The sequence below is a fragment of the Rhodococcus sp. DK176 genome (assembly GCF_038447315.2).
GTDB lineage: Bacteria > Actinomycetota > Actinomycetes > Mycobacteriales > Mycobacteriaceae > Rhodococcus_F > Rhodococcus_F jostii_A.
In genome coordinates this window covers 6774909-6794611 of the sequence record NZ_CP118321.2, presented here as the reverse complement: position 1 = coordinate 6794611, position 19703 = coordinate 6774909, and the positions used below count along the sequence as shown (strand labels likewise).

At 67.9% G+C, this 19703-nt stretch carries 19 protein-coding genes and 1 pseudogene; 6 read left to right on the top strand and 14 right to left on the bottom strand.

Annotated features, from left to right (window positions below; all coding sequences use genetic code 11):
* Window positions 1-28: 28 nt before the first annotated feature.
* From PSR88_RS31510 to guaB, 3 genes are all read right to left on the bottom strand, one after another.
* Entirely contained in the window at window positions 29-1771 is a 1743-nt protein-coding gene (locus PSR88_RS31510; protein ID WP_011598180.1) for a GMC family oxidoreductase N-terminal domain-containing protein, read from the bottom strand.
* A 209-nt stretch (window positions 1772-1980) separates the two neighbouring features.
* Entirely contained in the window at window positions 1981-3120 is a 1140-nt protein-coding gene (locus tag PSR88_RS31505) for a GuaB3 family IMP dehydrogenase-related protein (protein WP_009479410.1), read from the bottom strand.
* 33 nt (window positions 3121-3153) lie between these two features.
* Complete coding sequence (guaB, locus tag PSR88_RS31500) at window positions 3154-4677, bottom strand: IMP dehydrogenase (RefSeq protein ID WP_005570999.1); 1524 nt, start codon at window positions 4675-4677, stop codon at window positions 3154-3156.
* A 243-nt stretch (window positions 4678-4920) separates the two neighbouring features.
* Here guaB and PSR88_RS31495 point away from each other — a divergent pair, with 243 nt between their 5' ends.
* Window positions 4921-5325 carry a DUF5319 domain-containing protein gene (locus tag PSR88_RS31495; RefSeq protein ID WP_005239778.1) on the top strand — a complete coding sequence of 135 codons (405 nt, stop codon included), beginning with the start codon at window positions 4921-4923 and terminating at the stop codon, window positions 5323-5325.
* 85 nt (window positions 5326-5410) lie between these two features.
* Here the strand turns inward: PSR88_RS31495 and PSR88_RS31490 are convergent, their stop codons facing one another.
* The 5 genes and pseudogenes from PSR88_RS31490 to PSR88_RS31470 form a co-directional block, all read right to left on the bottom strand.
* On the bottom strand, window positions 5411-6430 hold the full coding sequence (locus tag PSR88_RS31490; protein ID WP_029539470.1) for an anti-sigma-D factor RsdA: 1020 nt from the start codon (window positions 6428-6430) through the stop codon (window positions 5411-5413).
* Entirely contained in the window at window positions 6414-6992 is a 579-nt protein-coding gene (locus tag PSR88_RS31485) for a sigma-70 family RNA polymerase sigma factor (protein ID WP_005239770.1), read from the bottom strand. The genes PSR88_RS31490 and PSR88_RS31485 overlap by 17 nt, the downstream gene beginning before the upstream one ends.
* 160 nt (window positions 6993-7152) lie before the next feature.
* Window positions 7153-7986, bottom strand: a complete 834-nt coding sequence (locus tag PSR88_RS31480; RefSeq protein WP_009479407.1) for a hypothetical protein — start codon at window positions 7984-7986, stop codon at window positions 7153-7155.
* A 34-nt stretch (window positions 7987-8020) separates the two neighbouring features.
* A complete protein-coding gene (locus PSR88_RS31475; protein ID WP_016883222.1) occupies window positions 8021-8590 on the bottom strand; it encodes a hypothetical protein in 570 nt (189 codons plus the stop codon).
* A gap of 198 nt (window positions 8591-8788) precedes the next feature.
* Window positions 8789-9037, bottom strand: a pseudogene (locus tag PSR88_RS31470) (MerR family transcriptional regulator); the annotation flags it as partial.
* 247 nt (window positions 9038-9284) lie between these two features.
* On the opposite strand from PSR88_RS31470, the gene PSR88_RS31465 reads away from it, so the two are divergent.
* From PSR88_RS31465 to PSR88_RS31455, 3 genes are all read left to right on the top strand, one after another.
* Window positions 9285-9578 carry a WhiB family transcriptional regulator gene (locus PSR88_RS31465; protein ID WP_005239766.1) on the top strand — a complete coding sequence of 98 codons (294 nt, stop codon included), beginning with the start codon at window positions 9285-9287 and terminating at the stop codon, window positions 9576-9578.
* 171 nt (window positions 9579-9749) lie between these two features.
* Window positions 9750-10376 carry an ECF RNA polymerase sigma factor SigK gene (locus PSR88_RS31460; RefSeq protein WP_016883223.1) on the top strand — a complete coding sequence of 209 codons (627 nt, stop codon included), beginning with the start codon at window positions 9750-9752 and terminating at the stop codon, window positions 10374-10376.
* 1 nt (window position 10377) lies between these two features.
* Window positions 10378-11097, top strand: a complete 720-nt coding sequence (locus PSR88_RS31455; protein WP_011598176.1) for an anti-sigma factor domain-containing protein — start codon at window positions 10378-10380, stop codon at window positions 11095-11097.
* 96 nt (window positions 11098-11193) lie between these two features.
* Here PSR88_RS31455 and groL read toward each other — a convergent pair whose 3' ends face one another.
* Both groL and groES read right to left on the bottom strand, forming a co-directional pair.
* Entirely contained in the window at window positions 11194-12807 is a 1614-nt protein-coding gene (groL, locus tag PSR88_RS31450; protein ID WP_009479402.1) for a chaperonin GroEL, read from the bottom strand.
* Window positions 12808-12899: 92 nt separating this feature from the next.
* The gene (gene groES / locus PSR88_RS31445; protein ID WP_003940763.1) at window positions 12900-13199 is read right to left on the bottom strand and encodes a co-chaperone GroES; all 300 of its coding nucleotides are present in this window, start codon (window positions 13197-13199) and stop codon (window positions 12900-12902) included.
* Window positions 13200-13429: 230 nt separating this feature from the next.
* On the opposite strand from groES, the gene PSR88_RS31440 reads away from it, so the two are divergent.
* Entirely contained in the window at window positions 13430-15148 is a 1719-nt protein-coding gene (locus PSR88_RS31440) for a TIGR03767 family metallophosphoesterase (protein ID WP_029539473.1), read from the top strand.
* Here the strand turns inward: PSR88_RS31440 and PSR88_RS31435 are convergent.
* Window positions 15145-15681: a potassium channel family protein gene (locus PSR88_RS31435; protein WP_009479400.1), complete on the bottom strand. Its 537-nt coding sequence runs from the start codon at window positions 15679-15681 to the stop codon at window positions 15145-15147. The two genes, PSR88_RS31440 and PSR88_RS31435, sit on opposite strands and share 4 nt — an antisense overlap.
* 205 nt (window positions 15682-15886) lie before the next feature.
* Here PSR88_RS31435 and PSR88_RS31430 point away from each other — a divergent pair, with 205 nt between their 5' ends.
* Entirely contained in the window at window positions 15887-17509 is a 1623-nt protein-coding gene (locus tag PSR88_RS31430; RefSeq protein WP_016883225.1) for an Hsp70 family protein, read from the top strand.
* Here PSR88_RS31430 and tsaD read toward each other — a convergent pair.
* Genes tsaD through tsaB form a run of 3 tightly spaced genes read right to left on the bottom strand, consistent with a single transcriptional unit; the run spans window position 17502 to window position 19671 of the window.
* Window positions 17502-18539: a tRNA (adenosine(37)-N6)-threonylcarbamoyltransferase complex transferase subunit TsaD gene (tsaD, locus tag PSR88_RS31425; protein WP_009479398.1), complete on the bottom strand. Its 1038-nt coding sequence runs from the start codon at window positions 18537-18539 to the stop codon at window positions 17502-17504. The two genes, PSR88_RS31430 and tsaD, sit on opposite strands and share 8 nt — an antisense overlap.
* Complete coding sequence (gene rimI, locus PSR88_RS31420; RefSeq protein WP_009479397.1) at window positions 18536-19015, bottom strand: ribosomal protein S18-alanine N-acetyltransferase; 480 nt, start codon at window positions 19013-19015, stop codon at window positions 18536-18538. The genes tsaD and rimI overlap by 4 nt, the downstream gene beginning before the upstream one ends.
* Window positions 19012-19671 carry a tRNA (adenosine(37)-N6)-threonylcarbamoyltransferase complex dimerization subunit type 1 TsaB gene (gene tsaB, locus PSR88_RS31415; protein WP_029539474.1) on the bottom strand — a complete coding sequence of 220 codons (660 nt, stop codon included), beginning with the start codon at window positions 19669-19671 and terminating at the stop codon, window positions 19012-19014. Before tsaB ends, rimI begins: the two co-directional genes overlap by 4 nt.
* Window positions 19672-19703: the final 32 nt, after the last annotated feature.

Genomic DNA, 19703 nt, shown 5'->3' with positions numbered 1-19703 from the left:
CGACCCCATGACCCGGCCCTCTCGCGCCCTATGCAACGCCGTGCTTCTGCGCGTCGGGCACCACGGCGCTGTTGCGGATCTCGACGATCGGCAGCACCAGCGCGGCGGGCGCCCCCTCCGGGACGACCGGTGCGATCGGGGCGACCGGGTTCAGGCGCCGGTATCCCTCCCCCTGCGCCGGGCGCAGGTCCTTCTCGCCCTTGTTCGGCCAGAGCGAGGCCGCACGCTCGGCCTGCGCCGAGATCGTCAGCGACGGGTTGACGCCCAGGTTCGCGGACACGGCCGACCCGTCGACCACGCTCAGCGTCGGGTAACCCCACACGCGGTGGTAGGGGTCGATGACGCCCTTCGACGGTTCCGACGCGATCGTGCAGCCGCCGAGGAAATGCGCGGTGAGCGGGATGTTGAACACGTCGCCCCAGGTGCCGCCCGCGCGACCGTCGATCTTCTCCGCGATCCGGCGGGTCGCCTCGTTGCCTGCCGGGATCCAGCTGGGGTTCGGCTGGCCGTGGCCCTGCTTGCTGGTGACCTTGCGCCGACCGAACAGGCCCTTCTTCGTGTACGTGGTGATGGAGTTGTCGAGGTTCTGCATCACCAGGGCGATGATGGTGCGCTCGCTCCACTTGTACGGGGTGAGGACCTTCAGTGCTGTCGGATCCTTCGCCAGTTCCTTGAGGAACGTCATCCACCGCCGGCCGCCGCCGTCGGTCAGCAGCGTCTGCAGTAGGGCCATCGAGTTCGACCCCTTGCCGTAGCGCACCGGCTCGACGTGGGTGTCGGACGTCGGGTGGAACGACGACGTGATGGCGACGCCCTTCGTGAGCTCGAGCGCGGGATCCACCTTGTTCTTGGCGGCGCCGAGGATCGACTCCGAATTGGTGCGGGTGAGCACACCCAGCCGGTCGGAGATCTTGGGCAGCGCGCCCGTCTCCTTCTGGTCGAACAGCAGATGCTGGGTGCCCCACGTGCCCGCGGCCAGGACGACGTTCGCGGCGGTGTACGTCTTGCGGTTCCGGTTCTTGCGCGGCCCGCTGCGCCGGGTGAAGACGTCCCAGGTGCCGTCGGACGCCTCGCGCAGACCGGTGACCGTGGTCATCGGGATGATCTCGGCGCCCGCCTTCTCCGCGAGACCCAAGTAGTTCTTGAGCAGGGTGTTCTTGGCGCCGTGCCGGCATCCGGTCATGCATTCGCCGCATTCGATGCACCCGGTGCGGTCGGGGCCGACGCCGCCGAAGTACGGGTCCGGCACGGTCTTGCCCGCTTCACCGAAGAAGACACCGACCGGGGTCTGGATGAACGTGTCGCCCACGCCCATGTCCTCCGCGACCGACTTGATGATCTCGTCGGCGGGGGTCATGTGCGGGTTCTGGACCACGCCCAGCATCTTGCGGGCCTGCTCGTAGTAGGGCGTGAGCTCGTCGTGCCAGTCGGTGATGTGCGACCACTGCTTGTCCTGGAAGAAGGAGGCGGGCGGCTTGTAGAGCGTGTTCGCGTAGTTGAGCGAACCGCCACCGACGCCGGCACCGGCGAGGATGAGGCAGTCGCGCAGCAGGTGGACGCGCTGGATGCCGAAGAACCCGAGGGCAGGCGCCCAGAGGAACTTCTTGAGATCCCAGCTGGTCTTCGCGAAGTCCGCGTCGGCGTAGCGACGGCCCGCTTCGAGGATGCCGACCTTGTAGCCCTTCTCGACCAATCGGAGTGCGGTGACACTGCCACCGAATCCGGACCCGACTATGAGGACGTCGTACTCCGTTGCGCGCTGCTTACTCATCACTCGACCTCCAACGAAACCTGAGTTATTACTCGCCAGTATGCACCCCTCGGTTGTGACAGCTGCCACAAGGGTCACCTAACTGTAACGAGAGGTATCAGGAACGGTCGAGATACCCGCAAACGCACGTCGCCCAATGCCTCACCAATGCAGTTGAACTGCACCGATGTGACATTGGGCGACGAGAGAAGCGGCGACGAACGGACGCCTCAGGCGCGGACGGTCAGGCCGACCTTCTGGAACTCCTTCAGATCCGAGTACCCCGACTTCGCCATCGAGCGGCGCAGACCGCCGACGAGGTTCAACGAACCGAACGGGTCGTCGGACGGACCTGTGAGGACCCGGTCGAGCGACGGACGCGCACCGAACGAGACCGGCAGCATCGTGCCGCGCGGAACCGAGGGATGCGCCGCGGCCGACGGCCAGTACCAGCCGCCGCCGGGAGCTTCCGCCGCAACGGCCAACGGTGCGCCCAGGACGGCGGCGTCCGCGCCACAGGCGATCGCCTTGGCGAGGTCGCCCGAGGACGTGATGTCGCCGTCCGCGATGACGTGGACGTAGCGTCCGCCCGTCTCGTCCAGGTAGTCGCGGCGGGCCGCAGCGGCGTCCGCGATGGCCGTGGCCATCGGAAGACCGATGCCCAGCACCTCACCGGTCGTCGTTGCACCCTCGGTGGAGCCGTATCCGACGATCACACCGGCCGCGCCCGTACGCATCAGGTGCAGTGCGGTGCGGTGATCGCTCACCCCACCGGCGACGACGGGGACGTCGAGCTCGGAGATGAACGTCTTGAGGTTCAGCGGCTCGCTGTCGCCGTGCACGACGTGCTCAGCGGAGATGATCGTGCCGTGCACGACCAGCAGGTCGATGCCCGCCTCCAGCAGCTGCGGGGTGAGCGCCCGGGCGTTCTGCGGGCTGACCCGCACCGCGGTCGTGACACCCGCGTCGCGGACCTGGGCCACGGCAGCGGCCAGAAGTCCCGGCTGCAACGGCGCCGCGTGCAGTTCCTGCAGCTTCTTGATCGGTGCCTCGACGTCGACGTCCGACTCCGCCAGCGCGACGAGTTCGGCGAGCTTCGCCTCGACGTCCGCGTGCCGGCCCCACAGACCCTCACCGTTGATGACCCCGAGGCCACCACGCTTGCCGAGTTCGATCGCGAACGACGGCGACACGAGCGCGTCGGTCGGATGCGCCAGCACAGGGATGTCGAACCGGTATGCGTCGAGCTGCCAGGACGTCGACACCTCCTTGGAGGAGCGGGTCCGGCGGGAGGGGACGATGTCGATGTCGTCCAGCTCATAGGTTCGTCGGGCTGTTCGGCCCATGCCGATCTCAACGAGGTCGCGCACGCGCGCCCCTTTCTCGTGAATCGTGACTGGTTGCTAGCGAGCGGTGTAGTTGGGAGCTTCGACCGTCATCGTGATGTCGTGCGGGTGGCTCTCCTTCAGACCCGCAGCGGTGATCTGCACGAACTGCGCGTTCTGCAGTTCCTCGATCGACGACGCTCCCGTGTAGCCCATGGCAGCCCGCAGACCGCCCGTGAGCTGATGTGTGACCTGGGACAGCGGACCGCGGAACGCGACTCGGCCCTCGATGCCCTCCGGAACCAGCTTGTCCTCGGACAGCACGTCGTCCTGGAAGTAGCGGTCCTTGGAATACGACTTCGCGGCGCCACGGCTCTGCATCGCGCCGAGGGAACCCATTCCGCGGTAGCTCTTGTACTGCTTGCCGTTCACCAGGATCAGCTCACCCGGCGACTCCGCGGTGCCCGCGAGCAGCGAACCGAGCATGGCCGTCGACGCGCCTGCAGCCAGGGCCTTCGCGATGTCGCCGGAGAACTGCAGTCCACCGTCGGCGATCACTGGCACACCGTGCGGTTTGGCCGCGGCGACTGCTTCGAGGATCGCCGTGATCTGCGGGGCGCCGACACCGGCGATGACACGGGTGGTGCAGATGGAGCCGGGGCCGACACCGACCTTGACCGCGTCCACACCGGCCTCGATGAGAGCGGCCGCACCGCTGCGGGTGGCGACGTTGCCGCCGATGATCTGCACGCGCTCGTCGACCTCGGCCTTGAGCTTCGAGATCATGTCCAGCACGCCGGCCGAGTGACCGTGGGCGCTGTCGACGACGAGCACGTCCACTCCGGCGTCGGTGAGAGCCATTGCGCGGCTCCACGCCTCGTCACCCACACCCACGGCAGCACCGACGAGGAGCCGGCCGTCGCGGTCCTTGGTGGCGTCCGGGTGCTGCTCGGTCTTCACGAAGTCCTTGACCGTGATGAGGCCGGTGAGCTTGCCCTGACCGTCCACGATCGGCAGCTTCTCGATCTTGTGGCGGCGGAGCAGACCCAGCGCCACCTCCGCGGTGACACCCTCCTGGGCGGTGATCAGCGGCGCCTTCGTCATGACCTCGGACACGGCGCGGTTCTGGTCGACCTCGAAGCGCATGTCGCGGTTGGTGATGATGCCGACGAGCTGCCCGGCCTCGTCGGTGACCGGAAGTCCGGAGATCCGGAAGCGGGCGCACTTCGCGTCGACCTCGGCGAGAGTGTCGGACGGCTTGCAGGTGACCGGGTCGGTGACCATTCCCGCCTCGGACCGCTTGACCGTCTCCACCTGCCCGGCCTGGGCCTCCACCGACAGGTTGCGGTGCAGCACGCCCATGCCACCGGCGCGGGCCATGGCGATAGCCATCCGCGCCTCGGTGACGGTGTCCATCGCGGAGCTGACGAGCGGCACTCGCAGCCGGATGTCCCTGGTCAGCTGGCTGGACGTGTCGACCTGGCCGGGGATGACATTCGACGCCGCCGGCAAGAGCAGGACGTCGTCGTACGTGAGACCCAGCATCGCGACCTTGTTCGGGTCGTCACCGCCGGTGTGTACATGCCCTGCTGAACTTGTCATGCGGTTCGGGCCCTCCATGGAACATAGGTGCGGCGCCGGTGGCGCCGTCTGCGGACATTCAGATCTTCGATCTGGTGGAAACTTTCGGGAACACGGATACAGGAAAAAGGCCGGAGCGACGATCGATATTCCCAGCTCCACAAACCATGATATCGGCTCGACGCGATCACCACGGAGCCCACCCACGCTGGGCGTACGCCGAACGGCTGGCGCAGACCGGGCTGACCTGCGTACCGTGGTGCTGTGCGCGATCAACTGCCTCCAGGTCTGCCCCCGGACCCCTTCGCCGGCGACCCCGCCGACCCGTCCGCAGCTCTCGACGCGATCGAACCGGGCCAACCACTCGACCCCCACGAGCGTCTCGCCGTGGAGGAAGATCTGGCCGACCTCGCCGTGTACGAGGCGCTGCTGGCACATCGAGGGATCCGCGGTCTCGTCGTCTGCTGCGAAGACTGCCAGCAAGATCACTACCACGATTGGGACATGCTTCGTGCCAACCTCCTTCAGCTTCTGGTCGACGGCACCGTGCGACCGCACGAGCCCGCCTACGACCCGACACCCGAGGCATACGTCACCTGGGACTACTGCCGCGGCTACGCGGACGCCTCGATGAACGACGCTCTGCACGGAGACGGTTTCGACGCCTGATCCGGCACAACCCGATACAGACCACTGTGGCCCGACACTCGAAGTGTCGGGCCACAGTGGTCTGTGCGGGAGGGCCGCCGAACCGCTAGCTGGTGGGCGGCAACACCGGGACCGGGGTCGTGGTGGTGGGCAGCGGCACCGTCGAAGGCTCCTGCGGCGGCTGCTGGGTGGACGGCTCCGTCGCCGGGATGTCCGAGGGCAGCGTCGGAACCAACATGATCGTGGGATCCGGGCTCGGGGACGGCACCGTCTCGGGCGGAGGAGGCGGCAGCGTGGGCAGCTGTGGCAGCGGAATGGGCGGCAGTCCCGGAATCTGCAGGTCGGTCGGCAGGGTTCCCGGCAACGGCCCGACTCCCGGCAGTGTCGTCGAACCGGGTGTGCCCGGCACGGTGGCGGGCAACTCGGTGGTCTGCGTCGGCGCGCCGGTGGTGGTGGTACCGGGCGTCGTCGTCGCAGGCGGCGTGGTGGGAGCGATCTTCTCGACCTCCGCGGCGAGCTTCGCCCGCCACACGTCGAGTTCGTTGCGCATGTCGGCGTCACGTACCCCGCCGGAACGGTCGGCGGCGCCCTCGAGCAGGTTCTTCGCCGCCGCCGCGTCGCCCGCGGCGATCAGCCGCTCGGCCTCCTGCAGCTGCGACGTGGTGTCGATCTGCGCGACGGTCGAATCGGCCTGCTGGCTGAACACGACCGACTTGACGCTCCACAGCGGATCACCGGGTGCGGCGTTGTACGAGAAGATGGTGGCGCCACCCATGACGACCGCGATCGCGGCGGCGGCGCCTGCGATGGGTCGCAACAAGCGGAGCTTTCCGCGGGCGGCGCTGCGTGCGGAACGGGCGTCCGAGGCGTCGATCGCCGCGATCACGTCGTCGAGCAGCGGCCCGGTCGGCATCGGCGTCGCCACGATGTCGGCGCGCCAATTGGTCAGCAGAAGCGCGAGCTCGTACTGCTCCGGCGAATCCGTTGCGACGGGACCGCCGCCGGCGATCGCGTCGATCAAAGCGTCGTCGCGGCGCACTGCCGCGACGTTCACCGGTGCGTCGTCTCCTGGGAGATCGGCATCGGGATTGCCGTTGCGCTTGATGCCCCTAGCCAAACCTCTCACCTGCCCTCGTCACTTCTTTTTTCAGTTTCGCTATGGCTCGGTGTTGAGCCACGCGGACAGCTCCCGCGGTACTACCCACGGCCGCGGCCGTCTCCTCGGCTGACATACCGACCACGAGGCGGAGGATCAGGATCTCCCGGTGCTTCTCCGGCAGCGTGCTCAGCAGTTCGTTCATCTGCCTGCTCGCTTCCGAGTCCAGCGCCCTCTGTTCGGGTCCGTCATCGTTGGCTACGACATCCGGTACTTCGGCGACGGGCTCCGACTTGTTACGGGCGGAGTTCCGATGCGCGTCGGCAACTTTGTGTGCGGCGATCCCGTAGACGAATGCCATGAACGGCCGGCCTTGATCCTCGTAGCGAGGCAAGGCCGTCATCACGGCGAGGCACACTTCTTGCGCCACGTCGTCCGCGGAGAGTTGTCCCCTCTCCGCAGCACCGACCCTGGCTCTGCAGTAACGCACAACCAAGGGCCGAATGTTTTCCAGGACCAGAGCTAAAGCGGCCCGGTCACCCTGCGTTGCAGCGGCGACTGCGGAGTCCAACTCCTCGCTCGTATTAGTCATCGTTGCTGAATATCCTGGCGTTACAGTGGCACCTCCCCCGATGGGTGTGCTCCCGCTCTCAGCGGAACACTCCAAGAGTAACGGTGCGGACCGAACGGTATTCGCCCGGATTCGCAGCGATTCGCGCGCAACCCGGCCGTACGGGGCCCGACCAGCGGAGTCAGATTCGGAAGCGCCCACCTCGCGCCCTGATGACGGTTTCGCACTCCGTACGCACGGCCTCCGCACGTGAGTCGGAAGTCACACCACTCAGCAACATCGCAGCTGCCCACTTCAGAGGTATCAAGCCGTACCGATCGCACCGGTCGAGCACATCCGCGGCAAGCCGTGCCGCCGGACCCGAATCGGACTCCCCCGTCATCGACGCGCTCCGGAGCAGATCCGATTTGACGCGGTGCCGCGCAGATCCGGCGGCCTCCGAAATTTCCGCAGCGGTCTCGGCGTGGCGGCGTGCCGAGGCGAACTCTCCGCCCGCGAGAAGCAACTCCGCGCTCACCCAGTGCCTGCGGACGCGCTGCCGCCACAGGTCGTCGGGAGCAGTCTCGTCCAGGTGCTCGGAGCACCTGCCGAGAAGCCGCCGGCCCAGTGCCAACCGGCCGCACCCCAGCGCGTCGGCGGCCAGCCCCGTCAGCGCGTCGCACCGAGCTTCGCGAACCAGGACGCCGTCCTCGTCGTCGGGACGGGTCCCGACGACGGCCAGTGCCCGGCCGTCGAACCCGGACGCCACACCGTGCCAGCCGAGCTGCCTCAGCAGCGACGCCTGCGTGCTCCAGGCGAGCGAGGCGACCGCGGGCCCGGCCACCCCGCCCCGCGTCAGTGCGTCCAGCTCTGCGCGGGATCGGGCGTAGTGCCCCCGGGCGCCCCACGCCACCGCTCGCATCCAGCGCTCGACGGGAACGTCGGACGCCGGCAGCGGGCACCCGCCCGGATCGGGGCCGAAAGCCGCGCGGATCAACGAATTCGTGGCGTCGGAACGGAGACTGGAGTCGGGCACGCCGAGATCATCGCATCGTCCGGGCGCCCCGCGGTCAGGTGACCGCGGTGACGGCGTGCACGGCCTCGTCCAGCGTGCCCAGCACCGAAATCGATCGGGGCAGCGACCGCGTCCGGCATCCGGGGCCGCCCGCGAGCATCGTCAGGCCCGTGCGCCTGCGGCGGATCGCCCGCAGGAGAGACGGGAGGTCGCCTCCGGCGGCGGGCAACCACAGGACGATCACGTCCGGCTCGGCGTTGGTCACGGCAGCGAGCAGCGCCGACCGGCACAGGGGCAGCGCGATCCTCGTGTCCACCGAGCCCGTGGCCAGGGCGGCGCCCAGCGCCCGGAATTCGAGACCGTACGGGTCGGCGGGAACCGCGTCCGGCGGGTCCGCCGGCAGGTGCACGAGCAGGACACGGCCGCCGCCGCCGATCGGCGCGTCCAGCGTCATCGTGGACAGAATCCCCGCGACGCATTCGGCGAAGACGCGGACACTCGCAGCCGCAGCGTCCGAATTCCTCCCCTCGTCCGCCCATTCGAGCACCGGAACGACCAGGGTCGTCCACATGGAGACGAATCCCCGCTCCGCGACGGCCCGCACGACGATCCGCCGGATTGTCACGACGTCTCGCGCCAGCAACGCACCCGATAAATTCCGGACGGACGCCTCGGCGCCGCCGAGGCCGGAAAAGGATGACAAAAGGTTCGACGGGTCTGTTTTCGTCCTGTTCACCGAGTTGTCACCCAGATTTTTCACACCCGGCCGGTGGTCGCTTTCTGACGAATATGTAGCCATTGCGTTAATCGCATATCTCGCGGCCTCCGCGGAGTTTGCACCACCGTCCAGAGCGTGTTGCATGCATTCGAGCCGGGCGACGTCGCGCGGCGTGTATCGCCGGTGACTTCCCTGCGCGTGCACGGAGGGTCCGATGCCGTATCTGCGGTCCCAGGTGCGGAGCGTCGACGGAGCGACCCCGAGCTTTCTGGCCAGGGCAGATACCGAGATCGTGGGTCCCTCGTCCGGGGGTCCGGAAAGTGGCTGGGTGTCAGGCTCCGCGGGCTGGGGCACCCGCACATCGTCACCCGTGACCGGGGGTCTTTCAACCCGAAACGGAATCACGGAACCGCGGGAAAGTAAATATTTTCCAGGTTAACTTTCAGCTCGTGGGATATGTAAATCGCCACTGTGAACAACTATTGACGCGATTTCACAACCGACTCTACGGTTAGCGACGTGAATGATTAGTGGCTTGAACGTACCTACGAGCCTACGGTCCGCTCGTCGCCCGAGGCGAGCTTGCAGCTAAGGAGTCCACATGCCTGCACCCAACCACCTGCCCGGCCCGAACGCCGATATCTGGGATTGGCAGATGCACGGCCTGTGCCGCGGGGTCGACTCCTCGATGTTCTTCCATCCCGACGGAGAGCGTGGCCGGGCGCGCGCGCAGCGGGAGACCCGCGCCAAGGAAATGTGCCGACGCTGCCCGGTCCTCGCCCAGTGCCGCAATCACGCGCTGAGCGTGTCCGAGCCGTACGGGATCTGGGGCGGAATGTCCGAGACGGAACGCGAAATGCACGCCCGGCACAGACGCGGCCGGATAGCCGTCTGACCGCTCGACCACACTCACCGGGAACCCTCGTCGCCGCACGGGGGTTCCCCGCGTCACATCGACACCCTCGACACCCATCCACCGCGACGCGGTCTCCGAATGCCTACCGGCTGGAGGAGATGAGTGGATGTGCACGCTACCGTGGTTCTCGATGAAGCGAGACGACTTCCGGTGACGAACCCCGAGGGCAACACTCCAGCGGAAGACGTGTGCTCGGCGGATGCAGCCGGCGCACACAGGGCCCGAACCACCGAATCCACCGAACTCCACGACACCATGGCCCGCGTCGCGAACGGGGACGCCGACGCGTTCGCCGAACTCTACGACCGGACGAGCGCCCGAGTACACGGCATGGTTCTGCGGGTCCTACGCGACCCCGGGTACGCGGAGGAGACGACGCAGGAGGTCTTCCTCCAGGCGTGGCGCACCGCATCGAACTTCGATCCGGCCCGCGGCTCCGTACTGTCCTGGCTGATGACGCTCGCGCACCGCCGGGCGGTCGACCGCGTGCGGTCGGAGCAGGCGGGCACCGACCGCGAGGCGCTCTACGAGACCACCAACATCGCCGGGCCGTTCGACCACGTCACCGAGGAGGTGACCCGCCGGCTCGAGCATCAATCGGTGCTCGCCTGCCTGGACTCGCTCACGGACACGCAACGTGAGTCCGTCGCGATGGCGTACTACGACGGCCGCACCTACCGAGAGGTCGCCTCCCAACTGGGGGTCGCCCTGTCCACGGTGAAGACGCGCATCCGTGACGGACTGACGCGACTTCGCGGGTGCCTGGGAGGTCTGTGACATGAACGACGAACTCGTGGGCATGGCCTACCCGTACGCACTCGATGTGCTCGACGACAGTGAGCGCCGCGAACTCGACATCGATCTCGCCGTCACGGACGAGGACACCCGCTCCACGTTCACCGACGAGGTCCGGCGGATCCGCGAAGCGTTCGCGGTGGTGAGCGCGGTGGGAGCCGTCGAACCCCCGCCCCGGGTGCGGACACGAGTCCTCGACGAGGTCAGGAAATCCGCGTCCGGGCCGACATCGCTCACCGAACGCCGCTCCCGCAGGCGCCGCTGGCGGGTCGCCGTCGCCGCCGCTGCGGCCGTCGGGGTGCTCGCCGGCGGAACGGTGATCGTTCGGCATCTCACGGAAGGTCAGGCGCCGACCGTGGCGGAGCAGGTTCTCGACGCCTCCGACGTGCACTCGTCGACGAGTGCGATCGCGGCCGGTGGGTCCGCGACCGCCAACTACTCGAAGTCGCAGGACGCCGTGGTGTTCGTGCTGGACGGTGTCGCCCCGCCCAGCGCCGACACCGTGTACCAGCTGTGGCTGATGCCGGCGTCCGGGGCCGCGCCGGTGCCCGCCGGAACCCTCTCCCCCGGAGAAGTGCAGCCGACCACGACGATCGTCCTCGACGACGTGGGGTCGATGTCGAACCTGGCCGTCACCGTCGAACCGCCCGGAGGATCACCCCAGCCGACGTCGCAACCGTTCGCGGTGCTGCAACTGAGCTGATCCGGCGCCTGCCGACAGAAGAAACCCCCGCGCGGTGATCCGCACGGGGGTTTCTTCGCTCGAACGGTCGAAGCCGATCGGTCGCGACGGCAGAGCCTAGTGGCTGTGCCCGTGACCGGTCTGCTGCTCGTTCTCTTCCGCAGGCTTCTCGACTACGGCGCTCTCCGTGGTGAGGATCATCCGCGCGACCGAAGCCGCGTTGACGACCGCGGAGCGGGTGACCTTCACGGGGTCGACGACACCGTCGGCGAGCAGGTCGCCGTAGGTCAGGGTCGCGGCGTTGAAACCGTGGCCCTTGGGCTGCTCGGCAACCTTGCTGGTGACGACGGAACCGTCGAGACCGGCATTGCTGGCGATCCAGTACAGCGGCGCCTGCAGTGCTTCGCGCACGACCTTGACGCCCGTGGCCTCGTCACCGGTCAGACCGAGGTTGTCGGCCAGCTCGGTGCTCGCCTGGACGAGGGCGGAACCGCCACCGGGGACGATGCCCTCGGCGACAGCAGCCTTCGCGGCGTTGACGGCGTCCTCGACGCGGAACTTGCGCTCCTTGAGGTCCGTCTCCGTGGCCGCGCCGACCTTGATGACGGCGACGCCACCGGCCAGCTTCGCCAGACGCTCTTCGAGCTTCTCGCGATCCCAGTCGGAGTCGGTGTTCTCGATTTCGCGGCGCAGCTGCGCGACGCGACCCTTGATGTCGTCGTCTGTTCCGGCGCCGTCGACGATCGTGGTCTCGTCCTTGCTGACCACGACGCGGCGTGCGCTGCCGAGCAGGTCCAGCCCGGCGTCCTTCAGCGTGAGGCCGACGTCGGAGTTGATGACCGTGCCACCGGTGACGACGGCGAGGTCGTCGAGGAACGCCTTCCGGCGGTCACCGAAGAACGGCGCCTTGACGGCGACGGCCTTGATGGTCTTCCGGATGGAGTTGACCACGAGCGTCGAGAGGACCTCACCCTCGACGTCCTCCGCGATGATGAGGAGGGGCTTGCCGCTCTCGGCAACCTTCTCCAGCAGCGGCAGGAAGTCGGGCAGGGACGTGATCTTCTCGCGGTACAGCAGCACGAGAGCGTCCTCGTACACGGCCTTCTGTGCATCGAGGTCCGTGACGAAGTACGGCGACAGGTAGCCCTTGTCGAACTGGACGCCCTCGGTGATGACGAGCTCGGTCGCCAGGGTCGAGGATTCCTCGACCGTCACGACGCCGTCGGTGCCGACGCGGGTGAGCGCCTCGCCGACCATTTCGCCGATCTCCTCGTCACGCGAGGACACGGTCGCGACCTGGGCGATGGACGTCTTGCCCTCGACCGGCTTCGCGGCGGCGAGGAGTGCCTCGACGACCTTGTCGGCCGCGGCGTTGATGCCGATGCCGAGCGCCATCGGGTTCGCACCCGCGGCGATGTTCTTCAGACCGCCCCGCACGATGGCCTGAGCCAGCACGGTCGCGGTGGTGGTTCCGTCGCCTGCGACGTCGTTGGTCTTGGTGGCGACGCTCTTGACGAGCTGCGCGCCGAGGTTCTCGAACGGGTCCTCGAGCTCGATTTCCCGGGCGATGCTGACGCCGTCGTTGGTGACGGTCGGGCCGCCGAAGGCCTTCGCCAGTACTACGTGGCGGCCACGCGGACCCAAGGTCACCTTGACCGCGTCGGCAAGCTTGTCGACTCCACGCTCGAGAGACCGGCGTGCGACCTCGTTGAACTCAATCTGCTTGGACATGTGTTCTGTCTTCTCCTGGATCTCAGGGTTACGCGCGTGAACGCACTCCGCCCCGGGATCCTGTGGGGACTCCGGGGCGGATCACGTATGGCTTACTTGGAGACGACAGCCAGCACGTCGCGTGCCGACAGGATCAGGTACTCCTGGCCGGCGTACTTGATCTCGGTTCCGCCGTACTTGGAGTAGATGACCGTGTCACCCTCCTTGACGTCGACCGGGATGCGGTTGCCCTGCTCGTTGACGCGGCCTTCGCCGACTGCGACGACGGTGCCCTCCTGGGGCTTCTCCTTGGCCGTGTCGGGAATGACCAGGCCGGAGGCAGTCGTCGTCTCAGCCTCGTTGGCCTGGACGAGGATCTTGTCCTCGAGCGGCTTGATGTTGACGCTCGCCACGATGAGCCCTCCACTTTGGGGTATGCGGATCCGGATACTTCTCCGGACTCCTGTTTGAGTGTTCCGTTTACGGCACTTCACACAGCCCCGTCGTCGCGGGTGCCGGAGCTCGATCGGCGCCACTTGGCACTCTATACGTGAGAGTGCCAACGCTCAAGGAGAAGGGGGTGGTAAACCGCGCCGAGCCGAATGTCGGCCTGTCTCACGGGTCGTCACCTAAGGTTCCTCAGGTGTCTGACATCAATCGGCGTAAATTCCTGACATTTGCCGGACTCGGGGCGATCGGGGCAGTGGGATTCGGAGCACGCCCGTGGGGGTTGCAGTACGCGGGCGCGGCGCCTCTTCCCACGTCCGAGGCCGGCACCACCCTCGAAGCGGTGGCCGTCCCCCTCGGCAGCTCCGGCTACCGCAGGCTCGGCGCGGGACCGGGGTGGCCGACGATCGTCCGCACCGAACTCGCCGAGGCGCGCAGCGGGCGCGAGGACCGGCGCACCGCCCTCGCCTCCCTCGTCCAGCTCACGGACGTCCACCTGGTGGACGCCCAGTCCCCGATGCGGTTCGAATACGTCCACCCCTTCACCGGTTCCGCGTTCCGCCCGCACGAGACACTCACCGCACAGGGCCTCGTCGCGCTGGTCGCGCGCGTCAACGCGCTCGCGTCCGGCCCGCACACCCAGCGCCCCTTCGACGCGGTCGTGAGTACCGGCGACAACACCGACAACAAGGAGTTCGCCGAACTCGGCTGGTTCCTCACCGCACTCAACGGCGGCACCATCGTCCCCAACACGGGCGCACCCGACCGCTACGAAGGCGTGCAGAACTCGGGTGCGGATCTGTACTGGAACCCGGAGTCCTCCCTCCAGGACATGTACAAGAAAGCCGGGTTCCCCGAGATACCGGGTCTGCTCGGCGCGGCGATCGCTCCAGTCACGAGCCCCGGCCTGCGCACGCCCTGGTACTGCGTCTTCGGCAATCACGACGACTCGGTGGAAGGCACAGTCCCGAGCGGTATCCCACCGCTCGAAGCCATGTACACCGGTTCGCTGAAATTCGAGGTCCCCGGCTCGCCGGAGCAGGCGAAGGCAGTCGACATCGCAACCAGGTTCGACCCCGGCGCCATTCCCGCCGCCCTGTCCGCATTCACGACACCGCCGCGGGTCGTCACACCCGACCCTTCACGCGCCCCGTTCACGCCCCGCCAGTTCATCGCCGCCCACCTCGACCCGGCCAACACCGGTCCCGGACCGGTCGGCCACGGTTTCGCACCGGACGCCGGTGAGACCGGGATCGGCTACTACTCGTTCGAGATCGCACCCGGCGTGGTCGGCATCAGCATGGATTCCACCAACCGGGCGGGGTTCGTCGACGGCTCGCTCGGTGCGGAGCAGTTCCGATGGATCGAGGACACTCTGGTGGCCGGTAGCAGCCGGTACTTCGACACGGCCGGCAATCCGGTGACGCAGGCACGCAGCGACACCTGGTTCGTCCTGTTCAGCCATCACACCAGCGGCAGCATGGACAACGTCGTCCCCGATCCCTTCGCCCCGGCGGAACCCCGGATCCGTGGTTCGCGACTGGTGGATCTGCTGCACCGATTCCCGAACGTCCTCGCCTGGGTCAACGGACACACCCACGAGAACCGGATCACCCCGTGGCCCGGATCGACTCCGGAGCAGTCGTTCTGGGAGATCAACACGGCCTCGCACATCGACTTCCCCCAGCACGGGCGGATCATCGAGGTGGTCGACAACGTCGACGGAACCGTGTCTCTGCTCACGACGCTGTTCGAGGCCGACAGTCCCTACGCCGTCGACCACACCGATCTCTCACCGCTCGGGTTGGCGTCGCTGTACCGGGAGTTGTCGTTCAACGACATTCACGCCGACCCCGACCTGCTCGGCGGGACACCCGACAGGAACGTCGAACTGATGCTGGCGTCGGGTCGCTAGACCCGGCGCCTGCGGGCCCAGCCGACGGCCGCGACGACCGCGCGGATGCCGACGCCGAGAAGGATCAGGTTGCCGATGATCTGCACACTCACGACGGCTCGTGACGGATCGGTCGTCGCGGCGATGTCGCCGAACCCGACGGTCGAGAAGACGGTGAGCGAGAAGTACAGCGCACCCATGCGGGTGAGGGGTTCGGAGAAGAAACCCGGATCACTTTCGGACATCAGGCAGTAGCCGGCCGCGAACCCGAGCAGGTAGATCGGCAGGATCAGGGCCACTGCTTCGATCGCCTGGAGCGCCGGTATGTCGGACTGGACGATCCGGCGGATCTGCCAGACCGCGACCGCCGCGACCACGAGCAAACCGCCGGCCAGGAAGAACACGCCCGACATGTCCCCGAACGAGGTCCACGGCAGGGCGAAGTAGACCACCAGGCACAGGAGGACCGTGACCAGCGGGCGCAGAAGTGCACGCAGCACAAGCCGTCTGCGCTCGCGTCTCGTGAGGTTACGAAAATCGCTGGCGCGTCGCATGAGATTCCTTTGGACAACTGTGCAGGTGAGACCGGATATCGAGCGCCATCCTCGTCTTGTGCGGCCGAAAGTCGGAAGCGAAATCCGTTTGTTTTCTGTAACGTTCAGATAACAGTCGCCGATTCAACGGGCAGGGATTCCCCGCTGAACAGGGCGTTCCGACAGAGATGGCAGGTCACGCGTCGAAAACGTGAGGGGGTGTGTGATGGGGATGTCCTTGGGGATGTCCACCGGTGCGTCCGGTGTGGGTTCCGCCCTCGTCACCACGGCCTCCAACGGTTCGCAGAACGTCGAGTTCCGTTACCTGTCCGCCGATCAGGCGCACACCGACCTCGGTGACCTGGTCCGCTCGTCGATCTCGCTGATGACCACCCAGGTCCCTGCCGACCCCACCATTCCCGACGCGTTCGCCGTCGCGTACCGCACGGCGGAACAGGCGCATTCGATCCGCAGCGCCGTCAGCAGGCAGCGGCACCGCGTGCATCTCGTGCCCGAGACCGCCGCAACGCTCACCTACCTGCGGCACACCGGCGAGGTCGCCCAGCACGCCACAGTCGCGATCGTCGACTTCGGCGAGTCCGGACTGTCCGTCGCCGTCGTCGATCAGGTCGACGGCACCGTCCTGCACACCGACCGCACGAGCCGTGTGAGCGGCACCGGAATCGACGACCTCGTCTTCCACCACGTCGTCGGCAGCCTCTCGACCCCGCATCCCCTTCGGCACCTGGACCGCGACCTGCTCTCGGCGCGGTGCCGCGTCGCCAAGGAGCAGTTGTCCTCGGAGCCGAACGCACACGTCGACATCGACCTGCAGGGCATCCGCCCGATCGAGATCAGCCGCACCAGGTTCGACGAGATCGCCGCACCCACTGTCCGGGTCGCGGTGGAGTTCATCCGTGCCACCGTCGCCGACTCCCCACGTCAACCGGACGCCCTGGCCCTCGTCGGTGGTGGCGCGAACATTCCCGCGATCACCGCCGCCGTCACCGACGCGTTCGCTGCACGGGTCGTCGTGATGCCCGAACCCGACACGGCGACCGCGAAAGGTGCGGCGTTGCTCGCCGTCTCCTCCGCCATCCGCGACTACCCGGCCACCGAGTCGAACCGACCCGGTTCGACTGCCAAGGTGTCGGGGGCACTCGTCGGCGCCCTCGTGGTCGGAGGTCTCGTTCTCGGGTACGGCGTCAAGGAACTCGCGCCCGCGCCGGATCCCAATGTCTCCCCCGTGGGGACCGACATGTTCCAGACCACCGAGCAGGTCACGACCACGACAACGGACGGACCTCCCGCCACGCGGATTCCGTCGTACGATCCGACGCCGACGTCGGAGTTCCACCCGAATCAGGTTGCGCCGCCCACGTCCGGACCGCAGACGGACCGGACCTCCGAGCAGACGCCCGATTCGACGAGCGAGACCACGACACCGCGCACCACCACCCCGGTGCCGACGCCCACGGCGCCGCCGCGTCCGACGCTGCCGGGAACGAACCCGTCGCAGCCCTCGTGGCCGCACATCGAGTGGCCCGCGATTCCGCCGCTGTGGCCGCAGGTTCCGGGGGAATCCACGCCGAACGAACCGAGCCCCGTCGCGCCCGCACCCGACGTTCCCGAGGCGGCACCGCCGCCTGCGGAGACGCCCGCCGCTCCCGCGGAACCGAGTGCGCCCGCGGCACCCAGTGCACCCGCGACACCCGAGGGGCTCTTCCCGATGGTCCCGGCGCCGGGCACGGTCGCTCCGAATCCCGATGCGTCGCAACCGAGTGGTGCTCAGCCCGGTGCGGCGCTCACTCCCCCGGCCACGCAGACCGTCACGATTCCGGTCAGCTGAACACCTGACTGGTCGCCACCGACAGTCCGGGGTCGCTGGCCACGGTCAGCAGGGACGGCGCGGCGCCGCCAGCGATCAGATGCGCGCCGAGCGAGGCGATCATCACTCCGTTGTCGGTGCACAGGCGCGGTTTCGGTACCCGCAGGGTCAGTCCGGCGTCGGCGCAACGTTCCTCGGCGAGTGCGCGGATACGGGAGTTGGCCGTGGCACCGCCACCGAGAACCAGTGTGTCCACGCCGACGTCGCGGGCTGCGCGCACCGCTTTCATCGTCAGCACGTCCGCCACGGCCTCCTGGAAGCTCGCGGCGATATCCGGCACCGAGCACACCTCCCCTGCCCGCTCCTTGGACTCCACGTACCGTGCCACAGCCGTTTTCAGCCCGGAGAACGAGAAGTCGTGCCGGGCGTCCCGGGGCCCGGTCATACCGCGCGGGAAGGGAATGGCGTTGCGGTCCCCGTCCTGCGCCGCGGCGTCGAGAGCGGGGCCACCGGGGAATCCGAGGCCGAGGAGGCGGGCCACCTTGTCGAAGGCTTCGCCGGCGGCGTCGTCCACGGTGGTGCCGAGTTCGACGATGGGCTTCGCAAGATCCTCGACGTGCAGGAGGTGGGTGTGGCCGCCGGACACGAGCAGCGCCACGCACGGCGGCATCGGTCCGTGTTCGAGCGTGTCGACCGAGACGTGACCGCCGAGGTGGTTCACCGCGTAGAACGGGACGTCCCACGCCGCCGCATAGGCCTTCGCGGCCGCCACACCGACGAGCAGGGCGCCGGCCAGACCGGGTCCGATGGTGACGGCGAGAGCGTCCGGCTTGGCGATCCCGGCGGCGGCGAGGGCCCGCCGCATCGTCGGGACGATCGCCTCGAGGTGCGCACGGGACGCGACCTCCGGCACCACCCCGCCGTACCGTGCATGCTCTTCGACGCTGGATGCGACCTCGTCCGCGAGGAGTTCGCACGTTCCGTCACCGTTCCACCGGACGATGCCGACTCCGGTCTCGTCACAAGAGCTTTCGATCCCCATGACGATCATTGCACCGGCTCCTCACCCGATCCGGGGCGACGCATCGTGAAGGCGTCCGCACCGCTCGGTTGGTAGTACTTCTTACGGGTTCCCACGATCTCGAATCCTTCACGTCGGTAGAGGGCGATCGCCGCGTCGTTGTCGGTGCGCACTTCGAGAAACACCGGGCCACCCCGGGTGTCGGCCACTCGGAGGAGTTCGTCGAGGAGAGCACCGCCGATCCCCCGCCGCTGACACGCCGGATCCGTTCCGATCGTGTGGATCTCGGATTCAGGATGCGAACCGTCACCCAGCAGGGCGATTCCGGCGTACCCGACGACGTGGCCGGTGTCGTCCCGCGCCACGGTGTAGTGCACGTGCGGGGCGGCCAGTTCCGCCCTGAATGCGCCTGCACTCCAGGGTCCGTCACCGGCGAAGAGGAGTGTCTCGAGCTCCGCGCACCGTTCGGCGTCGGCGGCCGCCATCGGTTCGATGCGGAAAGTCATTTCTTCCGGTCCGCCAATTCGACCGCGTCCGGGCGCCGCAGGTAGAGCGGTACGAGCGCCGCCGGGGCAGCATCACTGAACAGGGCCCCCGCGGCCACCGCGACCAGTCCTGCGGGCGACGGTGTTTCCACGGGCTCGACCGGCAGATCGAAGAAGTCGACGTGTGACGGCGATCCCGCCACCACCTCGGACGGCATCGGCTCGAGTTCGCGCGGCTTCACCACCGCGGGACCTTCCACCCTCACCCCTGCCGAATAGCGCGCCCAGTACACCTCACGCCGCCGTGCATCCGTGACGACGAGCAGATTCCGGTCACCGTCCACCTGTGCGGCGATGGCGTCGAGGCTGCACACGCCGTGGGCCGGAATGCCGAGGGCGTCGGCGAACGCGGCGGCGGTGGCCATCCCCACGCGCAATCCGGTGAACGGCCCGGGTCCGGCGCCGACCACCACCGCGTCGAGGTCCGCGGCGACGTGCCCCGACTCGGTGAGGCATTCCAGGATATGCGGGGTGAGCACTTCCGCGTGGGCGCGCGGATTGACCGTCACGCGCACCGCGAGGGTGTCCACCGCCTCCACCGATGCGGAATCGGCCGAAACCCGGACGACTCCGGCGGTCACGGCAGGCGTGGACGTGTCGATGGCGAGAACAAGCACGGTAACTGAGGGTACTCGCACGTCAGAACCGC

Bases quoted from the DNA above. Each gene is read 5' to 3' on its own strand.
- PSR88_RS31510 (WP_011598180.1), bottom strand. From the start codon at position 1,771: ATGAGTAAGCAGCGCGCAACGGAGTACGACGTCCTCATAGTCGGGTCC.
- guaB (WP_005570999.1), bottom strand. From the start codon at position 4,677: ATGACAAGTTCAGCAGGGCATGTACACACCGGCGGTGACGACCCGAAC.
- PSR88_RS31485 (WP_005239770.1), bottom strand. From the start codon at position 6,992: ATGACTAATACGAGCGAGGAGTTGGACTCCGCAGTCGCCGCTGCAACG.
- PSR88_RS31465 (WP_005239766.1), top strand. From the start codon at position 9,285: ATGCCTGCACCCAACCACCTGCCCGGCCCGAACGCCGATATCTGGGAT.
- PSR88_RS31455 (WP_011598176.1), top strand. From the start codon at position 10,378: ATGAACGACGAACTCGTGGGCATGGCCTACCCGTACGCACTCGATGTG.
- groL (WP_009479402.1), bottom strand. From the start codon at position 12,807: ATGTCCAAGCAGATTGAGTTCAACGAGGTCGCACGCCGGTCTCTCGAG.
- PSR88_RS31435 (WP_009479400.1), bottom strand. From the start codon at position 15,681: ATGCGACGCGCCAGCGATTTTCGTAACCTCACGAGACGCGAGCGCAGA.
- PSR88_RS31430 (WP_016883225.1), top strand. From the start codon at position 15,887: ATGGGGATGTCCTTGGGGATGTCCACCGGTGCGTCCGGTGTGGGTTCC.
- tsaD (WP_009479398.1), bottom strand. From the start codon at position 18,539: ATGATCGTCATGGGGATCGAAAGCTCTTGTGACGAGACCGGAGTCGGC.
- rimI (WP_009479397.1), bottom strand. From the start codon at position 19,015: ATGACTTTCCGCATCGAACCGATGGCGGCCGCCGACGCCGAACGGTGC.